This is a genomic window from Bacillus sp. IBL03825, from assembly GCF_024712505.1.
Taxonomy (GTDB): domain Bacteria; phylum Bacillota; class Bacilli; order Bacillales; family Bacillaceae_G; genus Bacillus_A; species Bacillus_A wiedmannii.
The window spans coordinates 299817-317454 of the sequence record NZ_JAMXKE010000002.1 but is presented as its reverse complement, the minus strand read 5'-3'; the positions used below and the strand labels follow the sequence as shown (position 1 = coordinate 317454).

Annotated in this window: 12 protein-coding genes and 2 pseudogenes; 11 read left to right on the top strand and 3 right to left on the bottom strand. The window is 31.7% G+C overall.

Annotated elements, in window-relative coordinates; translation table 11 throughout:
• Positions 1-81: 81 nt before the first annotated feature.
• The 5 genes and pseudogenes from NHG49_RS29170 (at position 82) to NHG49_RS29150 (ending at position 5279) form a co-directional block, all read left to right on the top strand.
• Positions 82-1083 carry a DUF418 domain-containing protein gene (locus tag NHG49_RS29170; protein WP_258127010.1) on the top strand — a complete coding sequence of 334 codons (1002 nt, stop codon included), beginning with the start codon at positions 82-84 and terminating at the stop codon, positions 1081-1083.
• A gap of 195 nt (positions 1084-1278) precedes the next feature.
• Complete coding sequence (locus NHG49_RS29165) at positions 1279-2049, top strand: ABC transporter ATP-binding protein (RefSeq protein ID WP_272939127.1); 771 nt, start codon at positions 1279-1281, stop codon at positions 2047-2049.
• Positions 2024-3994 (top strand): FtsX-like permease family protein, encoded by a 1971-nt coding sequence (locus NHG49_RS29160; protein WP_222661463.1) that lies wholly within the window; start codon positions 2024-2026, stop codon positions 3992-3994. Before NHG49_RS29165 ends, NHG49_RS29160 begins: the two co-directional genes overlap by 26 nt.
• Positions 3995-4017: 23 nt before the next feature.
• Positions 4018-4761 (top strand): lipoprotein BA_5634 family protein, encoded by a 744-nt coding sequence (locus NHG49_RS29155; protein ID WP_222661465.1) that lies wholly within the window; start codon positions 4018-4020, stop codon positions 4759-4761.
• Between the two features lie 286 nt (positions 4762-5047).
• Positions 5048-5279: pseudogene (locus tag NHG49_RS29150) on the top strand (hypothetical protein).
• A 642-nt stretch (positions 5280-5921) separates the two neighbouring features.
• On the opposite strand, the pseudogene NHG49_RS29145 reads toward NHG49_RS29150, so the two are convergent.
• Positions 5922-6482 (bottom strand): annotated as a pseudogene (locus NHG49_RS29145) (recombinase family protein).
• Positions 6483-7103: 621 nt separating this feature from the next.
• Between NHG49_RS29145 and NHG49_RS29140 the strand changes: the two are divergent.
• Both NHG49_RS29140 and NHG49_RS29135 read left to right on the top strand, forming a co-directional pair.
• The gene (locus NHG49_RS29140) at positions 7104-10499 is read left to right on the top strand and encodes an S-layer homology domain-containing protein (RefSeq protein ID WP_258127007.1); all 3396 of its coding nucleotides are present in this window, start codon (positions 7104-7106) and stop codon (positions 10497-10499) included.
• A gap of 14 nt (positions 10500-10513) precedes the next feature.
• On the top strand, positions 10514-10789 hold the full coding sequence (locus NHG49_RS29135; protein ID WP_097815842.1) for a barstar family protein: 276 nt from the start codon (positions 10514-10516) through the stop codon (positions 10787-10789).
• Positions 10790-10863: 74 nt separating this feature from the next.
• Here the strand turns inward: NHG49_RS29135 and NHG49_RS29130 are convergent, their stop codons facing one another.
• Positions 10864-11865 carry a helix-turn-helix domain-containing protein gene (locus tag NHG49_RS29130; RefSeq protein ID WP_258127006.1) on the bottom strand — a complete coding sequence of 334 codons (1002 nt, stop codon included), beginning with the start codon at positions 11863-11865 and terminating at the stop codon, positions 10864-10866.
• A 403-nt stretch (positions 11866-12268) separates the two neighbouring features.
• Between NHG49_RS29130 and NHG49_RS29125 the strand changes: the two genes are divergently transcribed.
• Positions 12269-13441 (top strand): tyrosine-type recombinase/integrase, encoded by a 1173-nt coding sequence (locus NHG49_RS29125; RefSeq protein WP_222661471.1) that lies wholly within the window; start codon positions 12269-12271, stop codon positions 13439-13441.
• Between the two features lie 410 nt (positions 13442-13851).
• Here NHG49_RS29125 and NHG49_RS29120 read toward each other — a convergent pair whose 3' ends face one another.
• Positions 13852-15147 (bottom strand): APC family permease, encoded by a 1296-nt coding sequence (locus NHG49_RS29120; RefSeq protein WP_258127005.1) that lies wholly within the window; start codon positions 15145-15147, stop codon positions 13852-13854.
• A gap of 150 nt (positions 15148-15297) precedes the next feature.
• Here NHG49_RS29120 and NHG49_RS29115 point away from each other — a divergent pair, with 150 nt between their 5' ends.
• The 3 genes from NHG49_RS29115 (at position 15298) to hypE (ending at position 17634) form a co-directional block, all read left to right on the top strand.
• Positions 15298-15738: an Lrp/AsnC family transcriptional regulator gene (locus tag NHG49_RS29115; protein WP_064475241.1), complete on the top strand. Its 441-nt coding sequence runs from the start codon at positions 15298-15300 to the stop codon at positions 15736-15738.
• Positions 15739-15941: 203 nt separating this feature from the next.
• Complete coding sequence (locus NHG49_RS29110) at positions 15942-16523, top strand: cysteine hydrolase family protein (protein ID WP_080345000.1); 582 nt, start codon at positions 15942-15944, stop codon at positions 16521-16523.
• 82 nt (positions 16524-16605) lie between these two features.
• Entirely contained in the window at positions 16606-17634 is a 1029-nt protein-coding gene (gene hypE, locus NHG49_RS29105) for a hydrogenase expression/formation protein HypE (RefSeq protein WP_064475243.1), read from the top strand.
• The last annotated feature ends 4 nt before the right edge of the window (positions 17635-17638 follow it).

The window sequence follows — 17638 nt, the reverse complement described above, 5'->3', positions numbered from 1 at the left end:
AATGTTAGGGAAATCGATAGGAAAAATCCTATGCAATATGTACATTGTATGTAGAATCAAAACTGAAAGGAGAAAGGAATTATGATACAAAAGCAACGTATTGAAATAGTTGATTATTTACGGGGATTTGCGCTTATAGGCATTACTTTTACAAATATATTTCAAAACACGAGTATGGTGAGCACTGATGCCAATCCTTATTTTAGCTCTTTCATTTACACTTTCATGGTATCCAAATTTATTTATATATTTATGTTCCTTCTAGGCTTATCTTCTGCATTATTAATGTCAAATTTAAAGAAGAGGGGTGAAAGGGCAAATTTAATATATATCCGGCGTTTTAGTATCCTGTTATTAATTGGTGTTACATGTACATTTGTAGGGGTCCCTGCCGGTGGATTATTTATTATGTATGCAATTTATGGGCTAATAGGATTTGTATTTCAGTATATACCACCGGTGATTAACATTGTCGTTTTTATCGCTATTGCAATATTGATTTGGTTCACACGTGACATGGTTTTAATTGAAGGTGAATCAACTAATAATCAAATTGTATCTTTAGTAAGCATGTTAAGCGGGCTTTCAATGGTTATTTTAGGGATATTTTTAGGACAGGTATCTTTTTTCAATCACCTACAAAGATGTAAGGTATTACTTGTAACAGGTTTAGTCCTCCTATTCTTTTTAACATACTATTCTTATGGCTGGATGAATAATTTTAGTTCTTTCGTACTGCCCCTATTTTATATTGTTGGCTTAACCATTTTAAGTATGATTCCCATGGTAAGAAGTATGTTCTCATGTTTAATCGCATTTGGCCGAATGTCTATGTCAAACTATATTGTGCATACATCGATTGTTTTTGACTATTTAGAAAATGGAAAATTCTCATTCTTAACCTATTTAGGTATCGGTCTATCCATTATTGTTATACAAATTATTTATAGTAATATATGGTTAAAGTACTTCAGAATGGGACCTTTAGAATGGATATGGCGTATGGGGATATATTGGAAGAAAGTTAGAATCGTCGGTTCATTTGCGAAAGTTTCTAACTTTAAAGAAAACAAAACCTGTTAAAGAAGTATGTGGAAAACTAAATCATAAGATATTCCCGTATGCATCTCGTTAACCGATGAAAGTAAGATTACTCATCGGTTTTTTCTTTTGAATCTTACAAACTTGTTAGATAAATGTTAGGGGAATCGATATGAGACATACTATATATAGGTTACACTTCATGTATCGAAAAGAGAAATGGAAGGTGAAATAATTGTGAAGATACTACATGTTTCAGATTTAGGGAAAGTTTATCCTGGGAAAATTTCTTATACAGCATTATCCCATATTGATTTAAAAATAAACAAAGGTGAATTTGTAGGAATTATGGGACCATCTGGGAGTGGTAAAACAACGCTATTAAATATGGTGTCTACTATAGATGCTCCAACATCAGGAGAAGTATTAATTCATGGAGAAAATCCATATCTGTTATCTCCAGATCAGTTGTCTTTATTTCGAAGACGTGAATTAGGATTTGTTTTTCAATCATTTAATCTCCTTAATACATTGACAGTGAAAGAAAACATTGTTCTTCCACTTACGCTTGATGGTGTAAGTCCTCGAGAAATGGAAGAGAAAGTTGAGGCTATTGCTGAAAAACTTGGGATAACTAAAATATTAGATAAACGTACGTATGAAATTTCTGGTGGACAAGCACAAAGAACGGCAATCGCACGTGCTACTATTCATAATCCGAAATTATTACTTGCGGATGAGCCTACAGGAAATCTGGATTCAAAATCTGCTAGTGATGTGATGGAATTATTGACAACGCTTAATAAAGAAAATAGCACAACGATGATGTTAGTGACACATGATGCAATGGCTGCAAGTTATTGTGATCGAATTGTGTTTATCAAAGATGGACAGTTATACAATGAGATTTATTGTGGAGATAATCGCAAAGTATTCTATCAAAAAATTCTAGAGGTTTTAGCATTATTAGGAGGAAATGCACATGACTTTTCGACAATTCGCATTTAATAACGTCATTCGAAGTAAACGAACATATTTGGCTCATTTTTTAAGTAGTACGTTTGCCATTATGATTTTCTTTACGTATGCATTACTTGCATTTCATCCAAATTTACAAGGCGATCTTGCTGCCAGTGTAACAATCAATACATTTGCAAAGTCAGGATTACAGATATCGCAGGGGTTAATATTTTTCTTCTCATTCTTTTTTATCCTATATTCTGTAAGTGCATTTTTAAAAACAAGAAAAAAAGATTTTGGAATTCTAATGCTACATGGGATGTCACGCCCACAATTGAACAAATTAGTATTTATTGAAAATATAATAATTGGTATCGCTTCCACTTTAACAGGAATTACAATTGGAATGGCGTTCTCTAAGTTTATCTTAATTATGAGCAACAATTTGTTAATGATTGATAAAGGACTCCCATTTTACATGCCCTTTAAAGCAATTGGGATAACATTTGGAGCGTTCTTCTTATTGTTTTTATTTATTTCACTTTTCACTTCTCGACTAGTAAATGTAGAGCAATTAGTAGAATTAATAAAAGCAGAAGAAAAGCCAAAGCCTGAACCAAAAGCATCCTTTGGGCTATCTTTATTCGCACTTATTTGTATTGGATTAGGATATACGGCTGTTTTCCATAGTGTTCACGCAATTCATTACATGGATATGAAATATGTATTATTCATGATGGCGACAGGGGTGAGCTTTGTTGTACTTGGAACGTACTTCTTATTTACACAGCTCAGTGTGTATGTGTTACGTGTATTAAAGAAAAGGGAAAATATTTTCTTTAAGAAAACAAACATACTCACCATTTCAGATTTAGTGTATCAATTAAAAGATAATGCAAAAATGTTTTTTATGGTAACTATTATTTCTGCTGTTGCCTTCACTGCAGTGGGAACTTGTATGGGATTAGGTAACTCATCCATGGCTGAATCAAATAGTCCCTTTGCATTTTCTTATAAGTCTTATAATAATAATCCTTTAGAAAAAGAGCATCTAAAAAAAATAGAAAGCGAACTCAATAATGGTGGGTTTAAATTCAAACAAGTCGCTTATTCAATAAAACAAATTCCAGATACCCTTTATAACAGTAATGTATTATTAAGCGTTATAAAAATAAGTGATTACAATAGGTTAGCAGAGTCATTTGATTTTGAAAAAGAAAGCTTAAAAGATCAAAATAGTAGTTTTGTCATTCCTTCAAAAAAAGTCGCTAATGCAAAATCTAATCAAAATGACTTTCAATTGTTGCATGGAAATATAAAAAGAGCTATGCATGTAAATAAAATACTAACGTCAAAAGAACTACAAGATACAAACATAACGACAATTATTATTCCGGATACTGTATATAATCAAATGATTGTGGATCCAGAGAGTCACTACGGTCAATTCACTATCAATGGTTTTATTGTGAAAAATTGGGATCAAACAAAAAAGGTTGCTGAAAAAATCGTGACTACTTTAAAGAAAGATAATCAGGGTATTAGTGAACTTGAAGTATACAACGAACAATATACATTTTCGTCTTTAATTTTTACATGGATAGTGATGAAACAAGGTTTTGGACTTGCATCTATCATGAGTGTATTAATAGGTATCGTTTTCTTTACTTTTGCTGCAAGCTTTTTATATTTCCGATTATATACAGACTTAGAACGAAATCAGCAGCAATATAAAATGATAGCAAAAGTTGGTTTAAGTAAACCTGAATTAAAGAAAATTGTGTCACGTCAACTTGCATTGTTATTCTTTTTACCAATTGCAATAGCGATTACACATAGTACAGTTGCTTTTATGGCCTTACAAAAGTTAGCCAATTTTTCAGTCTTGGGTAGTTCCGTTGTGGTATTGATTTGTTTCTTAGTTATGCAAATTATATACTTTTACTTTGTTCGTGCTCAATATTTGAAAAAAATGTATAAAACAATCTTTTAATTTAAAAAGAAGGAGAATATAGGATGAAAAAAAGAATTGGATTATTAATAGTAGCTAGTATTTCGATTACCATGTTAGGAGCATGTTCATTATTTGGTACAAAAGACTCTCCAGCAAATGGAATTTCAATAGAAGTAGGAACGATAAACGAACAAACAAGAAACTCTATAATTGACTCATACAAAGATATAACAACCTCACAAGACCTATATCAATTAAAAGAAGGGACTATAGATAATAATAAGCTTGACATAAAGTTACCAACTAAATTTGGGGATTCTATGGATACTGCTACTAGTAATTTACTATTTATTAGTAGAACAACTGCTGAAAAAATGAATACAAAGGGATTTATTCGTGAAAGGGATAATAACGAGGGGCTCCTATCTTCAGTCCCTCTTGATTCGTTACCAAAAATAGAAAAAGATGAAACTATCATATTTGCAAATAAAGAATATAAAGACTTGAAAGAACTAACATTTGATGAGAAAAAAATGAATGTTCAATATAAAGGGGATGTATGGCTATCTCCATATCGTGGTGGATCCAACGTAATCCTATTAATTGTAGATGATATATTATTTAAAGAAATAAATGGGAAAGAACAAACAAGACAATTTCTATCTTTTAATAAATCTTTTGGGAATCTTAACTTAGTCAATCAAGGGAAAGCACCAGAATTAAGAAAGGAAATAGATAAAGTGAATACGGCTTTAGGTACTGAGGACGAGAGAGCTGTTAATTTTGTGAATATTACAGAAAAGTAAACAAATATTTCTATATAGAATAGAAAAAGTTAAAACCTATTAAACGATGAATGAAAGTTCATTTATTACTTTTTTTAAATATGATTATTTTTAAGGACACAAATAAGTGGATCAGATTTTTTAGTTATAATAAAAAATCTGATCCACTTTTGAAATTATAACTATCATCTAAATTTACACACTCGTTTTTTTGTGTCTAAAATGTGTCTAAACGTACAATTTTCCCGCAATGATATGGTGACCCCACATAGCTTATTATAAATTGTTTTAGGGAGGGGTATAAGTAATGGCATATACTTTAAATGATATTTGTATCGATGTGTGTCTTTTAGTTACGTTTACTCCGAGTGGTGGGGTAGAATCAATTGTAAGTGGTGGAGAAGAGTGTGGATCTAGTCCTAGTATAGTGATTAATTCTGATGGCTCAATTACCATTAGTAGCTTGTTTATCCCTCGTATTAAATGACGAATTAAGTGTTGGAACATCATTAACAAGCTTGTCTTTTAAAACTTCTTAAGTGAGTTACTAATTTTATAATACTTAGATTAATAATATTGTTTACTTATAAATAGAGTATTTTCTTAAAAATCATTTTTATTTCTGCTTTAATAGGGATAGAATTACATGTATTAATGGATTTTATTCCTATAATCGGATGACTGAGTAAAGAGATATCAAAGTTATTATAGGTTTATTTTAAGAAAATAGATAATTTAGGAAGACCACTTCCTTTATTGAAAGGGGTGGTCTTTTTTAAGTTGAGGTTGTATTCTCGTAAATAACTGTTGTTGTTTTCGAAAAATGTTTGATTAATTTAACGTTATGATCCCTGATAGAAGAACAAAAAGAAAAAGTGCATTCGGAAAAATTTTTTTATTAAAACACGCTTTTTCTAAGTTCAATTGACTCATTCTTTTATACAAAAGTTGGATAATTTTTGTGATTTTTGCTCAATTAAAGATATGAAATTTAACTGAATAGAGATTTTTCTCGGAATAGTTGAGAGTTTTATGCCCTTGTACAAGAACAAAAAAGTTTGGATGAGTTTGCACTTAGCTAATTTTACCCTGATAGGCATGTGTTTCTCTCCCAGGGGTACGGAAACGATTCTCGGTATGAGGGGCCACTCTGGGATTTAATTACAAATCAAAAAAGAACTTTATTCAAGTTCTTTTAATCTACGATACAGAGCGGCCGGACTCACACCAGTAATTTGGTATATTTCTTTAACAGTTTTATTGGTATGCTTGCGCAATTCAATCGCATGATTCATAACTGGGTGCTTATCCGTATATTTCTTTACTCTTCCTCTATACACTCCTTTTTGTTTTGCTAGCTTTATTCCCGCATGTTGTTTTTCTTTAATCATTTCACGATCTAATTCACTAAAGGCAGCCATGACAGTTAAGAAGAAATTACCCGTTTGAGTTCTTGTATCAATTCCTAAATTTAAAATTGCAAAGTGAACATCCTTTTCCCAAAATTGTTCTACTAACTATAACAGTTGAATGGTATTTCTACCTAAACGATCCATTCTAGTTACGACTAAGGTATCCCCAGTAGTTAATTTTGAAAGTAACGTATCTAACTCCGGCTTTTGTTTTGTTACTCCACTAATTTTCTCTTTTATGATTTCATCTACTCCATATTTTATAAGTTGTTCAATTTGTGTATCTAAATTTTGATCTTGTGCACTTACACGTGCGTATCCATAGACCATTTTCATCCCTCTTTTTGTACATATTTTTGATAAGTGTTATTGAGGGTCTATGAGACTAATAATATCAAGGAAATGATTTCTTCTCAATAGGGTACACCCTATTGAGAAGGTTAATATGCAATTATGCATATTTGTATTTTTTTATTTTATTATCAATTAAATACAATATATAATTAAAAGGTTTTTTACGAATTGATAAGGAGATGCGAGTATGAAGAAGATCATAGGACTTATATTATCATAATTTTAATTATTTTCTACCTATGCACCAATGTTTAAAAAGGAAGTCGAAGTTTTAAATCAAATAGGCCACGTCAATGAGAAAGGAGATTGGTATTATTATGGATTTCGTCAACATAATGCGAATTTTACACTAAGAGATTTTCAAATTAAAAAACTTAGTTTTACTGTATGTTAAGAAGGTTCCATAAATGGGTTACTCCATTTAAAAAATGAAACATCTTATGAATCAATTATAGGTTAGACAGAATGACTTAGGTTGTCCTTATGCGAAATATCAGTATGAATAGAAATTTGATAATTATATAAAACGCCGTAAATGAAGGATAAAATAAGTGCTGATTTTGCAATTATATTTTTAACAATTGAATAGGAGCTATTATGAATACAATTAAGAAATTATTTTTAAGTTTTATGGTATGTATTTTATTATTCAGTACAGTAGGAACAGCGTATGCAGAACAAAATGGTCAAGTGAATTCATCATCTTTTATTGACGTTCCTAAAACTCATTGGGCGTATAAAGAAATGATGTATATGGTGGAGAATAAGATTATAACAGGATACGGAAATGGGTATTTCGGTGCAGCGGATCCTATTACTCGCGAACATCTCGCTGCTTTCTTGTATCGATATTTAAAACCGCAAGATAGTACAAATAATCCATTTGTTGATATTGGTGACAGCAATTTCAAAAAGGAAATTTTGGCACTAACAGCACGTGGTATTTTCAGTGTAAATGCTGAAAAAAAATTCAATCCGAAAAATAATATGACACGTGCCGAAATGGCAACTGTGCTTGTCAAAACATTCGATTTAAAACCGCAAGGAAATGTAGAATTTACGGATATGAAAGGTCACTGGGCCAACGAATATGTCAAAATATTAGCCGGTAACAACATAACAAGTGGTACAGGTGACGGAAACTTTAATCCAAATGGCATTGTTACTAGAGAGCAATTTTCTATGTTCTTATATAGAACGATTATGAAAGTAACAGATATGCAAAATGATGAATCAGTTGGCTGGGTGAAGGAGAAAGAGAATTGGTACTATTACAACAAAGATGGGAGTAAGCAAAGAGATAACATTACGTTAGATGGAATAGAGTACTCCTTTTTTAAAGATGGAAGGCTATTCCAAGGAAGAAAGCAGGTAGGGAAAGATACTTTATATTATAGTGAACCTGGTAAACTAAAGACTGGATGGAGTTTTTCTGCAACTTCATGGAGCTATTTAAAAGATGGGAAGTATGTGACAGGAACATTTACCTATCAAGGAAAACCATTTGAAATTAATAAGTACGGGGATATGGAAAAGGGATGGATTACTCTACGTTCTGCTGTTAAAAGAATCTATCCAAAGCCAGAAACAAAATTTCTATTGACATCTAAGCCTGTAAAGGATGGAGATGTTTTAGAAGTCATATCCAAGCAAGGTTTATGGTATCAGGTCAAATATCAAGGAGAGGTTGGATATGTTCGAATACTGGAGTCTGTTGTAATTGGTGAATCACCAGTTCGTTCATGGGATGTAACAAAAGAAGCAACGAATTTGTCTCAGTTTATGATAACTGAGTATCATAAAGATCCTGAAAAGTACTTTCCATCCAATATTCAAAAGAAATTTGATAAACAATTAGATAGTGATACAGAGGTTCTTGCGAATGGATTACAATGGATTGATCAATTAAAAGAAGCATTTTATTTAGATAATCAAAAAGGGTGGGTACAAGAAGAAGGAAAATGGACGTATTATAAAAAAGATGGGCAAAGAATAACAGGTTTCCAATCAATTGATGGGAAACGCTATTATTTTGGTGCCGATGGTTTTATGCAAACGGGCTGGTTACATACAGGTGGATATGATTATTATCTGGGAACCGATGGTGTAGTGCAAACCGGAATCCAACATATTGATGGCAAAATCTATTACTTTAGTCCATTAGGTTCTGTACAATCAGGTTTTACAAATGTTGATGGGAAACCGTATTATTTTGATGCTTCTCATGAATCAAGAAATGGTTGGATGAAACAAGAGTTTAATTGGTATTTACTACAGCCTTCAGGTGCATTACAAACAGGAGATTTTACATATAAAGATAAGAAATTCTCTTTTAATCAAGACGGAGAAATGATTAAAGGGTGGGTTACATTAGAATCCCTTGTTAAAAAAGTATATCCTGAGCCAGACTTGAAAAAAGCATTACGTGCAAAAAGTGTGAATAAGGGTGAAATGATAGAAGTAGTGGGGAAAGTCGGTTCTTGGTATGAGGTTAATTACCAAGGTGAAAAAGGATATGTGCGTATTCATGATGCTATTATCTTTGATCAGGAGGCTAAAAGTCCACTTACTTTGCTTGATGGAAAAGTAAAGATATTTGAAGGTGTATTAGATTACTTAAAAAGTGACGAAACATACATAAATAACACGATCAAAATTTTAGAAGAAGAAGAACGACGTTGGGTAGATGATGCAGAAAACTTAGAGAATCTTTCGAGAGACATTAATGATGCAAAGCAGGATGTTCAGTATAAAAGGCAAGTCATTAAAGAAGCGCATGATAAGTTAGAAGAATTAGTGAATGCCATGAAAGGTGACATAAGAAACTTAACGGTTACGCAAAGGAAAGAGTTAGTAAAATTGCTTGGAGCCGATGGGAAAGAATTACTAGATTTTGGTATGGACACATATGTTTTTATACTTCAACAATATGTATCTATGGCTCAAGCGTATGAGAAAACCTATCAAGAATTAGATGTGGTTGCGGGTAAAGTTCTTGAATTGCAAAAAGATATTAACGCACTTACTCATCAAATCACATTGGATATGCAAGAATTATCGAAAGGATTATCTGGTGTCATTAAAGACTTAGGACCAGTCGTAAATAGCTCCATTCGCTTGAAACATTCCATAGATGAGGCGAAACCTGGGATGGAGGAACTTGTACAAGTAACAAGAAAAAATGTTCCAGTCATTGCACAAGACTTACAAGCATTGGATGCGAAAGTCCCAGGATTCTTCACAGATTTCAATATGGGAATAGATCTTGCAAATACATTTATGGACTCAGCTAATAAAATAGCAAGTCATAAGATTGATATACCTGCTGCTGCCATCAATGTTGGAAATATTGACTTGAGTAATGCACTACGTGATTTAGGTGGCGATCCATCTAGAGTATATGATCGTAAGAATGATGGAGATGTATCATTCGTATTGGGTATGACGCCTATAATTGGTACAGGAAAAGAAATTGGACAACTCATCAAAGGGGAAGACTTAGTAACAGGTCAAAAATATGATCCAGAAGATTATGTATGGGGTACATTGGCTGTCGTATCTGGTGGTACAACACGGGTTATCGGTAAAGTTGTAGGGAAGGTTGGAGACCTTGAGAAGAAAGGTAAGGCTTTAGAAACGGCTGCAAAAACTACTAATTTCACAAAATATCCTACTGGTTTTGATGAAGTTGCTAAATATGTAAAAGAACATAAAAAATTACCGGATAATTATATCACGAAAGAACAAGCACAAGCACTTGGTTGGGTTAGTAAGGATGGGAACCTTCATAAAGTAGCCCCTGGAAAAAGCATAGGAGGTAATATATTCCAAAATAAAGGAAATCCCTTACCAAGTGCTCCAGGTAGAGTTTGGTATGAAGCTGATATTAATTATTCAACAGGGTATCGAGGTAATGATAGAATTCTTTATTCTAGTGATGGATTGGTGTATAGGACTTCAGATCATTACAAAACGTTTACTGAAGTAAAGTAGAAAGGAATTTAGTTATGGAAAAAATATATTTAGATGGGCGGATGTTTACAAGTAAAAATGCACTGCATAAAACATTAAAGAGCAAATTAGATCTTCCAGATTACTATGGTGAAAATGCTAATGCGTTGTGGGATTGCTTAACTGCATGGGTTACTCTTCCTTTAACAATAGAATGGGAATTTTTCAAAGAAAGTCAGAATATGTTAGGAGAAGAAGCAGATTTGATTCTAGAAACATTTCAAGATGCACAAAATGAAATGCCAGGTAAGTTCTATATTGTTGTAAAATAATTAAAAGGATCTTAGGTAAAAATAAAAACCGTGGAAATATTTTATTTCTACGGTTTTTTATTCTTAAAAAATATTTATTGTTGTTCTAAATTTCTTATATAAGATTTTACAGCTTGTAATAAGAATTCTTCCTGTCCCATACCTGCACTCGCTGCTAATTGAACTATTTTCTGCTTAAATGCATGATCTGCATGAAAAGTTAATGGCTCTACATTACTTTTAAAGTAAATTCCTTCAACATGTGGAAGTATCGTACCGGATTTCATATGAGAATGTAAATATTTAATCTCCTCTTGAAATTGCAATGGATCAACTTGTAATACGAAAGGTTTAATTTCTAATTTAATAGTATCAGATGAAACACTTAATCGCATATTTGTGACACCTAGCTCTTTATAAAATAAATTTATTAGATTATAAGTAATGGAATTAAATAGTTGAGGTTTTTTAAATGAAAAAGATAAATACCCTCGTTTTGTAATTACAGCTTGCTTACGGAAAGGTTCAAAGGAGTAATCATGCTCTTTATACGTGGATAGAGGGAAAATTTCTTCATCTTCTGTAAGAATCTTGCCATCTGCTCCATTGATCTCTATTACTCTCGCTATTTTTCCGGTATGTTGATGTGTTAATAATTGATATAAATATATATCTTCGTCTTGAATCTTAGCAATGAATGTTTTTCTCTCTTTTGATGTAGTTTTTTCATAAGTAAGTTGAAAAGTTTCAAGGTCATCCTTATCAATGATATATACTTCTTTTCCGCGTTTTTCAATCTTTGAAGCAGGTAGTTTTCCAGATTTGATATATGTAAAGACAGTAGAAGGTGCTACATTAAGAATCTCAGCTGCTTCTTTTGTACTATACCCCTCAATCTCTTCGATATTTTTTAAACGTTCAATATCCTCTAAATAGAAAATCTTACTACCGAATTGTTTCCAGTTATCTTTATATACACATTCTATTAATCCATCTTTTTCTTTCTTTAAAATTGTTTGTACCGTTACTCCTAATAAGTCGGCTGCCTCTTTTGTCGTTACAGTAGGTTTTGTAATGAACAATAAATCCTGTGTCATGAATGGACACCTCCATAACTATTGTTTACTAGTATTTTAGATATGTATATATCATATCAGAATATGAGATATATTTAAAATTAGAAATGGAATTTATTAAAGTTCTTACAAATTTTTGTGGTTCGAAAGAATTTTATATTCAATTTATCTGTTAATATAATTTTAAATTTAATTTCTTTATAAAATAGATTTAAAATTTAAGGTATTATCTATTAATTGATATCTATTTACTAATAAATTATAAAAAAATACAAGTAAAGGTTAATGAAGAAGAATGTAGGATTCTTACAGAAAGAAAATGAATAATCATTTGTATAATGTATAGAAGTAAAATAAAATAATAAGTAAAGGTAATAAAGCGAATTATATTCATAATCTTCAATAGGAGGGGTTAATTCGAAATATGGATAAACAAAATAAAAAAGAGAACTTACCTATAACAAAGAATCAAAGTGAAGATATAGATACATATGTAGAAAGTATAAGAGATATGGTTCCATTCCTGCATGATAGTCGTTATGTAGATAAGTTGGAAGAGAAGATGGAGGTTGCAGAAAAAGAGGGAAAGAGTAAATATACGTATTTAAGTGATTTGGAAGTCATTTATCATTTCGTACATTTACAAAAAGATATGGATGAGAAAAAGAATAGAAAAGAGGATACGAAAAAGAGTTATGTATCTGAAATCTTATCATTTTGTCAGTGCATGGTGCAGCATGCAGAGGAATTCGAATTGAATGGAGAAGAGGTGCAGCAAAATGATTCGTTATTGAAAACATTACAGCCTTGGCATATTCGTAAATATAATGCTTGGTTGAAGCAGGTAGAGAACGGTAGAAATGGGGATACGTACGCGGTCGCAACACTTGCAAAAAAATCAATACTTATACGTTCTTTTTTAAAACATCTTCATGTATTTGGGTATATTGAAAAACCAATTCATGAAGAATTACAGCGTGCGAATGTAAATGAAAAAGATCGACCGAATCGGGATTTATCCTATGAAGAAGTCATGAAAATATTAGGCTTTTATAAAGAAAGAGGACATTTAATAAACTATACAATAGTACTTGCATTAGCAAGTACTGGTGCGCGTATTCAGGAGTTGTGTACTGCAAGAGTAAAAGATTTACACTATGATGGAAAGTATTGGTTAAAGGTTAGGGGAAAAGGGAACAAAGTGCGTGAACTTTTTATTTCAGAACATTTATACCAATGTATTTGTGAGATGAGAAGAAGAAGAGGTTTCCAAACAGTATTGGAAAAAGGGGATGAAAGTCCGTTATTTATAAATCAAAGAGGAAGTGCATATAATTCTAAAACACTATCAAATCAGGTAACAGATATGATAAAGAAGACAGACTTAGAGTTCTTACAATATCGTGAAAATCCAGTAACCGCACATACATTTCGACATGCTTTTGCAATTATGGCAGTTGAACAAGGAAATGCGGATTTATATCATTTAATGCAAACACTCGGTCACGAAAATATTCAAACCACAAAAATATATTTAGAGAAGCATATGAAGCGTAAAAATAACGTTGGATCTACTTTCGCTGATATGTTGATATGAATTTTATAATAGTTATAACTGTATTTAATTATGTGTTTTTTACATAATTAAATACAGTTAATTATCATTTATTTTCAATTTACATGATTCGTTGTTTATCAAATGTAATTAATTGAAGATTAAAAAAATCCTTCTATTATATACAAGTTTATCCATATAAAAAAACTCATAAAATATATAGAGTTAAATAGAGCTGTTAGATATGGTCTCTATAAATAGGAAATGATAAATTTTATTAAATATAGAAAAACCAGGATGATTTTAAAAAGTTATCCTGGTTTTTTTGAATGCACATAATTAGTAGGTTAATTTGTGTTAAGTATAAGTCATTGGAAGATTTCCTTATTCCAGCATTAATAGTATTAATATTAATTTGTATTTTGAGTGGTAAATTTTTAGATTATATGAGACTAGTTTTCATTTGATGTATTTATTGAATGATTGTTAATGGTACTATACTTCTTATTCATAACTATATAAATCCAACCAATAATTGATAAGATAACTGGATAGAAAATAGCCCAACCACTAAATGAGTATACAATAATACATATAATTAGAGAAAGGAAGGCCATCCACCAACCAATATCACGCACTTTTAATAATTTTAGAGCAGCTAGCATTGTAAAAATATAAGAGGTAATAAAAATTACACTAGGACCTTTAAGAAGCATTTCTAAATTTGGTCGTGCCACACCATAAAAGATTAAAATACAACTAAAAATACCTCCTAAAAATAGTAATACCCTAGTTGGAGTTTGAAATTTAGAATGTAATCTAGCAAAAAAGGAAGGGAAATGTCCTTCTCTAGCTTGAGCGTAAATCATTCTTGAAAAACCTGCAATGTTAGCATGTACAGCACTAAACGAAATGAAAATTGCTAAGATAGTTGTTACATATGTACCTATGGGTCCTAATCCTTTTGATATTAAAATACTAAGGGAAGCTATCTGATTCTTATCACCATATGAGTGAGTCCCTATTGTTACAAAAGATATAGCAATGTACATAATGGAGATACAAATTGCTCCTAAAAATAAACTAATGGAAATATCTTTAGCGGGTCTTTTAAATTCTTCAGCTAATGGGGTAATCATCTCCCATCCTACAAATGAGAAAAAGATAATTACAGAAGAAGCGCCAACGGAAGACCACCCGTTTGGTACAAATGGTGTAAAAGAACTTAATTTTACATAAGGTATAGAAACGATAACAGCGACAACTATTAAAAGTGAAATGATACAAATTACAAACACACTAACTTTTGATGATAGCTCGATCCCTTTTATATGTAAGAGTAAAGAGGTAATTAAAATTAATGCTGCAATTCCTATAACACTAAGATTGCTTATTGGAAAAACATATCCAATATAATGGGCACCTGTTAAAGCAATAATAGGTACTCCAATAGGAATAGAACCTAACATAATCCAGCCTAGGATGGCACTTGTATTTGCATTAAATGCCATTTGAACATAAGCTGTAATTCCTCCAGCACTAGGAATCATTTTAGCAAGACGCGCTAGAGTTGCTACAATAGGAAAAGCTAATATAGACATGATAACCCAAGATAAAATTGAAGCTGGTCCAGCGCTATTTGCAGTAATGGAAGGTAAAATAAGGATTCCACAACCTAACACAGCTCCTATGGTTAATGCGGTTCCCTGTACCCAAGTAATTGAGCGTTTCAATGATTGTTGTGTCAAGATACTCAGCCTCTCTTTCATTAATTGATATTAATTATATAAAGTTTTAAAAAAGGATAACATGCTATAATTTATGTATTAATTATAATTTTCTTAAAAAATTTAAGAATTACTAAATATTTTCTTAATTAATCAAGGGGAGGTCCAACAATGGATGAAACAGATTTAAAGATTCTTTCTCATCTTCAAGAAAATGCACGTTTAAGTATGGTTGAAATAGGAAAACTGGTAGGTTTGAGTTCCCCTTCTGTTACAGAGCGAGTTAGAAGACTAGAAGAACAAGAGGTTATTACAAGTTATCGCACGATTGTTAATTCGAAAGAATTAAAAAAACATATTACTGCGTTTGTGTTGATGGAACCAAAGGATTGCAACAAATATAAAAAATTCGCAATGGAACATTCAGATGTAGTCGAATGTCACCGTATTGCCGGTATGTATAGTTATTTAACAAAGGTAGTGACGGAATCTGTACATACACTCGAAGACTATATTAATTTGTGCATAGAGTATGGAAAGCCTACAACCTTAATAGTGCTTTCTTCTCCAGTAGAACATAAATCATTTTTTACAGAGAGTGAAAAACTTTAATTACATATGAGAGATTATTCTAAATAAAAAGCGAAAAATTAATGCCTAATGGGAAATAGAGTCCTATTAGGTATTAATTTTCTGAAAATTATTTAGAAAATTTAGATAAAAAATAACATTTGACATATTCTTACTATTGGTGGAATAATGAACATTGTATTTTAGAAAAATTAAATTCTTAGTTAATTGGAGGTAGGATTATTATGAAATATGCAGTGCTTACAAATGACTTACAGTACGATTTGGTTAATAAAAATGAGGATAGAATTGCAGCTGTGGAGGAGTTTACGCCTAAAATGGTGTCTTTCTTAGATACTATGAGAGAAAATGATGTTTCTATTGTTCACCTACAGTTAATTAACTTAGAAGATGATCCAAAAGCTGAACGATATGGTGATTTTTTACCAGTCACAAAGGGATCTAAAGGTGCAGAAATCTTACCTGAGTTTCTTCATGAAAAAGATATTATTATGGAGAAAAATAAGGATAGTGGTTTTTTTGAGACAAATCTTGATGAAACCTTAAAAAATTTAGGAGTAGATACAATTATTATTACGGGTATGCAAACTCAAATTTGTGTACAAACAACTGCAGCAGATGGATTTTTCCGTGGTTATAATGTAATCGTACCAGAAGACGCGGTTGTTTCAGCGAAGGCTGAAGATAAAGAACGAGCTTTAAAGTGGTTAGGTTCATATTGTGCAAAGATTATGAGTATCGAGGAAATCTGTAATTCGATTTCTAAAAATGAAGATATTTCTTTTGATGGAGTTGCAATTCCGTAATTAAATACGTTGTAATATCACTTGTTCTATGTAGCAAGTGATATTATTTTTCAAAAATAAAAATTAAAAGGAGTTTTAATTCATGAAATTAACTAAAGATTTAGAAAATATAATTTTAGACCATGGAACAGGAGGCCTATTGAGTCATGATTTAATTAGCTCAATTATTACTGCAAAACTAGAAGATGTTCATCTTGGAAAAATGGAGGATAGTGCCATTCTTGAGGTAAGTAGTAGAAGATTGGCGATGACAACGGACTCTTTTGTTATTGATCCTATCTTTTTTGGTGAGGGAAATATAGGGAAAGTAGCAGTTTGTGGGACAGTTAATGATTTAGCGGTTAGTGGTGCAAAACCACTTTATCTATCATTGGCGTTAGTACTAGAAGAAGGTTTTCCAATTAAAGATTTGGAAGAAATATTAGATTCTATAAGAGAAACAGCGAAAGAAGCTGGAGTGTATATTGTTGCCGGAGATACAAAAGTTGTTAAAAAAGGTGAAGTAGACAAAATCTTTATTAATACAACTGGAATAGGAGTTTTTGAAGGAGATGTATCACCATTTTCGGTAAACTCTATTCAAGAAGGTGACGATATCATTATAACAGGACAACTAGGAAACCATAGTATACATATCCTTTCTATAAGAGAAGGATTAGGGTTTGAACAGAGAATAAATAGTGATTGTGCACCATTAAATCATATGATATCAGAGTTGCAAAACCATTTTGGTGATTCTATACATTGTATGCGAGATATTACAAGAGGCGGGTTAGGTACAGTTTTAAATGAAGTCTCAGAAACAATTAATACCGGAATAAAAATAGAAGAAAAAGAGATTCCTATGTTAGCAGAAACCATTATGGCTGCCGATATGTTAGGTGTTAATCCAATGTATCTAGCTAATGAGGGTAATGTTTGTATGTTTGTGTCTCCAGAGGTAAGCGAGGAAGTCGTGAGAGTATTGAAAGATACTAAATATGGTAAAGAAGCTGCAGTAATTGGTAAAATTACTCAAACACAAGATAGACAAGTACTAATGGAAGCAAAATCAGGTGAATTGAAAATCATTGAGTTATTATATGGGGCAGAATTACCTCGATTATGTTAGGAGA

What these genes read in the sequence shown, in the direction of transcription:
- NHG49_RS29115 (WP_064475241.1), top strand. Translation starts at nt 15,298, where the DNA reads ATGGATGAAACAGATTTAAAGATTCTTTCTCATCTTCAAGAAAATGCA.
- NHG49_RS29110 (WP_080345000.1), top strand. Translation starts at nt 15,942, where the DNA reads ATGAAATATGCAGTGCTTACAAATGACTTACAGTACGATTTGGTTAAT.
- NHG49_RS29160 (WP_222661463.1), top strand. Translation starts at nt 2,024, where the DNA reads ATGACTTTTCGACAATTCGCATTTAATAACGTCATTCGAAGTAAACGA.
- hypE (WP_064475243.1), top strand. Translation starts at nt 16,606, where the DNA reads ATGAAATTAACTAAAGATTTAGAAAATATAATTTTAGACCATGGAACA.
- NHG49_RS29155 (WP_222661465.1), top strand. Translation starts at nt 4,018, where the DNA reads ATGAAAAAAAGAATTGGATTATTAATAGTAGCTAGTATTTCGATTACC.
- NHG49_RS29130 (WP_258127006.1), bottom strand. Translation starts at nt 11,865, where the DNA reads ATGACACAGGATTTATTGTTCATTACAAAACCTACTGTAACGACAAAA.
- NHG49_RS29170 (WP_258127010.1), top strand. Translation starts at nt 82, where the DNA reads ATGATACAAAAGCAACGTATTGAAATAGTTGATTATTTACGGGGATTT.
- NHG49_RS29125 (WP_222661471.1), top strand. Translation starts at nt 12,269, where the DNA reads ATGGATAAACAAAATAAAAAAGAGAACTTACCTATAACAAAGAATCAA.
- NHG49_RS29140 (WP_258127007.1), top strand. Translation starts at nt 7,104, where the DNA reads ATGAATACAATTAAGAAATTATTTTTAAGTTTTATGGTATGTATTTTA.
- NHG49_RS29135 (WP_097815842.1), top strand. Translation starts at nt 10,514, where the DNA reads ATGGAAAAAATATATTTAGATGGGCGGATGTTTACAAGTAAAAATGCA.